Source organism: Candidatus Aegiribacteria sp. (assembly GCA_021108435.1).
Taxonomy (GTDB): Bacteria; Fermentibacterota; Fermentibacteria; order Fermentibacterales; family JCC-6; genus Aegiribacteria.
In genome coordinates this window covers 1-5934 of record JAIOQY010000109.1, presented here as the reverse complement: position 1 = coordinate 5934, position 5934 = coordinate 1, and the positions used below count along the sequence as shown (strand labels likewise).

The 5934-nt window shown below is 45.2% G+C and carries 7 protein-coding genes; 1 reads left to right on the top strand and 6 read right to left on the bottom strand.

The genetic code is table 11. From position 1 onward, the window contains the following. Window positions 1–846: nucleotidyltransferase family protein (locus K8R76_06410; GenBank protein MCD4847805.1), on the bottom strand; the 846-nt coding region annotated here is incomplete at its 3' end. Window positions 847–919: 73 nt separating this feature from the next. Here K8R76_06410 and K8R76_06405 point away from each other — a divergent pair. Next, window positions 920–2725, top strand: a complete 1806-nt coding sequence (locus K8R76_06405) for an ABC transporter ATP-binding protein/permease (GenBank protein ID MCD4847804.1) — start codon at window positions 920–922, stop codon at window positions 2723–2725. Between the two features lie 72 nt (window positions 2726–2797). On the opposite strand, the gene K8R76_06400 is transcribed toward K8R76_06405, so the two are convergent. The 5 genes from K8R76_06400 to K8R76_06380 form a co-directional block, all read right to left on the bottom strand. Then, complete coding sequence (locus K8R76_06400; GenBank protein ID MCD4847803.1) at window positions 2798–2983, bottom strand: hypothetical protein; 186 nt, start codon at window positions 2981–2983, stop codon at window positions 2798–2800. 71 nt (window positions 2984–3054) lie between these two features. Further along, the gene (locus tag K8R76_06395; protein MCD4847802.1) at window positions 3055–3468 is read right to left on the bottom strand and encodes a S24/S26 family peptidase; all 414 of its coding nucleotides are present in this window, start codon (window positions 3466–3468) and stop codon (window positions 3055–3057) included. After that, window positions 3465–3983, bottom strand: coding sequence for a hypothetical protein (locus K8R76_06390; GenBank protein ID MCD4847801.1), 519 nt, complete (start codon window positions 3981–3983; stop codon window positions 3465–3467). Before K8R76_06390 ends, K8R76_06395 begins: the two co-directional genes overlap by 4 nt. Then, the gene (locus tag K8R76_06385) at window positions 3976–5052 is read right to left on the bottom strand and encodes a radical SAM protein (GenBank protein ID MCD4847800.1); all 1077 of its coding nucleotides are present in this window, start codon (window positions 5050–5052) and stop codon (window positions 3976–3978) included. The genes K8R76_06390 and K8R76_06385 overlap by 8 nt, the downstream gene beginning before the upstream one ends. Then, window positions 5052–5934, bottom strand: an 883-nt coding sequence (locus K8R76_06380; GenBank protein MCD4847799.1) for a radical SAM protein, incomplete at its 5' end; no start/stop codon positions are given. The genes K8R76_06380 and K8R76_06385, both read right to left, overlap by 1 nt.

Sequence of the window (5934 nt, the reverse complement as noted above, 5' to 3'; positions counted from 1 at the left end):
TTTTTCAACAATATTTTCTCTACCACTGTCATCTCTGTTTAACACTTCAATCACTCTTGTTGGAACCGGGGCTTCCAGAGCATTGACAGCGGTAACAAGAAGAGATGCGAGTGAACTTCCCAGATTTGTTTCAGAGGCATTCCATGCAAATCTATTCCAGGTTCCAGCTTCTGAGACCTTTCTGCACAGCAGGCATGTGTCCACCCACCATACGGGGCGCATTTCACAGTTTGTCAGCATATGAATAAGTACAAGAAGCAGGGCGTTGTGCCAGGCGAATCCCTTCAGTCCAGGTTCAAGAGGCCTGCCGTTTTCGAACAGATCTGCTGGTAGTTTTCCTGGAAAGGTCGCGGGGAAGTAGAAAATGTGAGTATGCAGTTCAACCATAGCGACATGCCTGTACATTTTCATCTCGGATACAATACCTGCATTGAAAACACCGTCTCCAGGAGACCCTTTTGACCAGCCGGACTGTTCAAAAGTACTCAAAATCCTATGCCGGTATTTTTTCTCCACGAACAGGTCAGCATCGGCCATCGGTCTTGAACCGGGGAACGGATATACGCTGCGAGCCAGATCGAAGCCCTTTACAGCCCATACTTCAGTGTTCTCTCTGGAAATACGTTCCAGAACCGGTCTGATGGTCTGTTCCTGACGGAACCATGCCGCCGCCGCTAAGAGGCTTATATTCTTTCGCCCCATCTCTTTTGCGAGAAGAGGCGAAAGACCATGAGCGGGGCCAGGGTCAGGTCCTGTGTATGCTCCGGGTACACCTCCGGACAGGAGCCACCTGCAGGCTGCTTCAGTTATAGCGTCGGGTTGAACATTGTTTTTCATACAGCTCAATTGATACATTCATCAGGGGGATATTACCAGTCGTATATTGGTATCTGTCATACGTGCGGTGTAGATTACATCAATGAAAACCGAATCTGATCAAAAGAGACTGATGCTCGGAAGAGCGGTATCCCTGGTCTGGAGAAGCAGCCGAGGATTAACAATTGCCAATCTTCTGCTTACTCTTCTTCAGGGACTGCTTCCCCTTATTCCTCTCTACCTGATGAAGCTACTTATTGATTCCGTCGAGAAGGCTATATCGGGAGGGGAAACCTCTTCTTTCACTCATATTGGCCTGCTTATAGGAATTATGGGTGCTATCGTACTCCTGATCGCTGTTGTAAAAGCTTTTGCTGGATTTGTGGAACAGGCTCAGACACGAGTTGTTACGGATTACATGCAGGATATACTTCACGAGAAATCCATCGGTGTTGACCTGGCATATTACGAAGATTCACGTTTCTACGACACTCTTCACAGGGCACAGAGAGAAGCGCCATCCAGGCCCACAAGTATTGTCAACGATCTGATCAGGATGGCTCAGGGCAGTGTTTCACTGCTGGCTATGGTCGGTCTGCTTCTGTCATTCCACTGGATTGTTGCTGTTGTTCTTGTTGCTGCCGCGCTGCCCGGAGTGTTTGTGAAGCTCAAGTTCTCGAGAATCACATGGAAATGGCAGCGCAAACGAACGGAGACCGAACGCAGGGCATGGTACAAACACTGGCTCATAACCTCTGTCGGACACGCCAAGGAACTGCGTCTGTTCGGCCTGGGAGAGCACTTCAGAAAAAGATACAGGGATTTGAGAAGCATCCTCAGAGAAGAGATGCTCGGTATAGCAAGAAGGAAGGCCGCTGCTGATCTGGGTACCCAGGCAGTAGCAACCATACTGGTCTACGGCTCATTCGCGTTCATAGCATGGCAGGCTTTCAGCGGTCTTATAACCATCGGCGGCATGGTGATGTACTTTCAGGCTTTCCAGAAGGGGCTGGGATATCTCAGGGAGTTGCTTGGCAGCCTGGCCGGGCTTTACGAGGGAAACCTGTTTCTCTCAAATCTTTTCGATTTCCTTGATATCATGCCATCCGTTGTTGATCCGCCCGAACCGAGACCGTTTCCCTCATCTATCAGCGAGGGAATTGTCTTTGATCATTTAAGTTTCGGATACCCTTCCGGCAACAAAAAGGCTCTTGAGGATATTTCTCTCACAATCAAACAGGGAGAAATGCTTGCTCTGGTCGGAGAGAACGGCTCCGGAAAAACAACACTGGTAAAACTGCTATGCAGACTCTACGATCCTGATTCAGGTTCAATCGACATTGATGGAATATCTCTGAAAGATTTCAGAATAGAAGAACTCCGCGAACATATAAGTGTGATTTTCCAGGATTACGCAAGGTACCACCTCACAGCCGGGCAGAACATAAGTCTGGGTGATATTCACCGCACTCCGGATGAAGAAGTCATTCGACAGGCAGCAGAAATGGCGGGAGCAGACAGCCTTATCTCGAACCTCCCGGATGGTTACGATACTGTTCTGGGCAGGTGGTTCAAAGGAGGAAAGGAACTTTCCATCGGTGAATGGCAGAAGATCGCGCTTGCAAGAGCATTCATCCGAAATACTCCGATTGTGATTCTTGACGAGCCGACCAGCGCACTGGATGCCAGATCGGAGCATGAATTGTTTCAGCGGTTCAGAGAACTTATGACAGGAAGAACCTCTATCATCATCTCACACAGATTTTCCACTGTGCGAACGGCTGACAGAATCGCCGTACTTCATAAAGGCAGGATCATAGAACAGGGAACACATCAGGAACTTATGGGGAACAGTGGAATGTACCGCGAGATGTACACCATCCAGGCCAGCGCCTACAACTATATTTAAAAGAAATGATGGCCTGCTCTATACCAGACCATCACCTACAGTTGAATCTAAATAGTGCCTGTCACTATTTGATTAAAGCCCTTGCTGAAGAATCTCCGGATCGATGAAACCGTCGCTGCCTTTGGCGAATGCTGCACCTGGGTTACAACTAGTTGTTGGTTCATGACCACCAGGACAAGATGCTGACCAGCCTCGGTTCAGACCCTCATCAAGCGGAATCAATTCTGGTTTTGCATAGATCTCAGGAAATCTATTCATTATTCACCTTCCCTGTTTATTCAATTCATACATGCTATTACTGCATTGTTTGTCTAATATTGTCAAGTAGTTTACCAGAAGAGCTTTCTTACAAGTTTGCAGTGAACTCTTAAGATAATACCTGGGATTACTGAAGCCAGTGGATAAGGTCTTCTGCCTGGAGTTTTCCATATCCCTTTTCTTAAAACACCGATAACCCTTAACAGTTCCTCATTCCTGAATATTAGAGAAGGGGGATCAGCACCACCTCTGTCACCAGCTGTGTGAAGTTCAATATTACTGTTTGATACTTCTTTTATAGTAGTTATCCTGTGTACCACCGGGTTATCTCTTCTGTAATCCAATACAATTATTTCATCAGGGTTCAGATCATCAGGTAGAACTCTTATAGCTTTGAGAATATCACCCGGAATTAACTCCGGCCACATGGAAGTGCCTTTAACATATCCGTAAAGGACTCCATCTTTTTCACTGGTGAAATTCAATATTCAATTCCGTCTATTAGATCTCTCAGAACCTCTGCCTTTGAATATCTGAGGATATATGAGGGAAAACTTCTGCATATCTCCATTATAGAAGCTCTCAGTGGAGATCGTTCGTCTCCTAGAAGATCAAGGTACGCCATAAGCTGGTTCCTGTTGAGTATTCTGTATGATGCATATAATGGAGTGATTCGCTCAAGTAATTCAGGATAACCCTTTTCAAGAAAAACAAGTGATCCGAGCTTAACAGGCTCATGGTGTTTCCCGGATTGCCATTTCCAGCTTGCGCATGAAATAACTCTCCATATCCCGTCGGTACCCTTTGAAACAACAGTGCTGTCATCACCAAGAACTTCAAGCCCACTGTTTCCAAGAATAGCAGCTGCTGTGCTTTTACCTCCGCCGGAAGGAGCAAGAAATAGAATCCCACGCTGCCTAAATACAATTGCGGATGCATGAAGGACTGCTCCTCTGCCTCTGACTGCTCTGGACTGGATTCGCAGGATTGATTTACGCATCCGGATTGATTTTTCTTGTAGAAGGAAAAACTCCCGCTTCATCTGCTCTCTGGCATATCCAATAGGATGAATTGAATTTTCCTGTTATGTAGTAATTCTGCATTATACAGTTTCCCAAGCATGTATTCACATGTATACAGTTGCCGCAGATACCTTCAAATCGGGCAGGTACTTCAGTTCGAAGTTTCCGGAGCAGATCCGAGTTCTCCCAGATTTCACAAAGATCATCTCTCAGAAAGTTTCCCATGATAAGTGAACTGCACGAGAATCCAATTCCGCAGAAGGAAATCCCACCATCAGGTAATACTCCGAGCAGAGTATGAATAGGGCATGAGCCTGTACCTTTTATACGATCAAGTCGCTTAAAAGCCATTGGAATGTCAACAGAAACGGAAGAACCACACTTGCTGTGGATCTCACTCGTAAATTGAAGAAGCTTCTCAATGTTTTTTGATGAAACTGAAATGTTCTTACCCCGTCCAATGGGTTGAACAGGGTTTATTTTTAGGCTGGAAACTCCTTTTTCCTGGCAAAATAGAGCCATACGCAAGACTGGTTCTACTTTCAGTTCTGCAGTGGACATAATCACCTGAGTATTGATTTTTCTTTTAATAAGCTTTTTGATGAAACGTACTGTTCTTGCCCAGGCTCCTGGAGTATTCCGGAAACTGTCATGTTCCTCTTCATGAATACTGTCAAGGCTCACAGCAACCTGTCTTGGTGGATGCTTTTCAAACGCTTCCCAGAGTCCATCCGGAACAAGCGTACCATTTGTTTCGATATCAATTATCAGTTTTTCTGAGGGATACTCCGCGGTAATTCTATATAATTCAGGGAAATCAGATCTCAGCAACGGTTCTCCGCCTGTGAACTTGATGTTTTTCAAACCGAGTTCTGCTGCTTGATCAAGGAGGCTGGTAAACTGACCTGGAGTAAATTCACTTTCAAGTCTGTTTCTTGTTTTAAATGGAGTAGAAGACAGATCTGGAGAGATCCAGCAGTGTTTACATGCGAGATTACATTGTCCAACAGGATTAACATATAGATGTCGAAGCGGTGGAGTATCCATTATTGTTCCCTTAGATAATTCTTTAGACAAAATAGAGAGAATTTTTCCTTTGATGCACCTTCAATTGGTGCGCCGGCAGGGCATGGACCGCTGCAGTAATCGTGATACTCACATGTTTTACACTCAACCCATGGCCATCTTCGCAAGGCTGTAACTCTCTTGAAATACTCAGCATTTTTCCCTGTTAGGATTTCTTCCAGATCAGTATTTAAAAGGTTTCCAAGATTCATATCCGGCAGATGATCGCAGGGTGTAACTGTACCATCGGGGAAAACAGCGATCTTGCCGCTGATTGCGCCGCAAACTCTTTTTGATGTGAACTGTTTGGCTTTTCCGTTTCTGACCATTACAGCCTGAACAGCCAATTCCAAGAGTGTACCACTAACTTTACCTAGCTGTTCTCTTGCCGCTTCAAGGATAGAACTGCCTGCTTTAAATATTTGATCTGGTTTTGGGTTGAGTTCTGAATCCGTATCTGGTCCTGAATCAATAAAAGTGTTGAATTTAATGCTATTTCCATATTCGGCTGCAAGTTCAGCTGTCTGTTCGATCCTGTCAATGTTCAGGGAGTTTACAGTACAGTAGAAGACAATTGGTACTTGTGCACTATTCAATATTCTAACGCCTTCCATTGTCTTCTCAAATACACCTTTACCTCTGATAGTATCATGCGTTGCAGGAGAATCTCCATCCAGACTTACCATTACTGTATCGAGCCTGGGCATTGAGTCTGCAAGCAATTCTGCTGTTTCATCTGTAATTAGAGTAGCGTTTGTATTGATATTCACGCGGAAGGGGCGCTTGAGTACTTCCTGGAAAACTTCAGAAAAATCTTCCCGCATAAAAGGTTCACCGCCAGTTAATGTGAGTGTAAGGAGTTTT

Bases quoted from the DNA above. Each gene is read 5' to 3' on its own strand.
- K8R76_06400 (MCD4847803.1), bottom strand. From the start codon at position 2,983: ATGAATAGATTTCCTGAGATCTATGCAAAACCAGAATTGATTCCGCTT.
- K8R76_06385 (MCD4847800.1), bottom strand. From the start codon at position 5,052: ATGGATACTCCACCGCTTCGACATCTATATGTTAATCCTGTTGGACAA.
- K8R76_06405 (MCD4847804.1), top strand. From the start codon at position 920: ATGAAAACCGAATCTGATCAAAAGAGACTGATGCTCGGAAGAGCGGTA.
- K8R76_06390 (MCD4847801.1), bottom strand. From the start codon at position 3,983: ATGCGTAAATCAATCCTGCGAATCCAGTCCAGAGCAGTCAGAGGCAGA.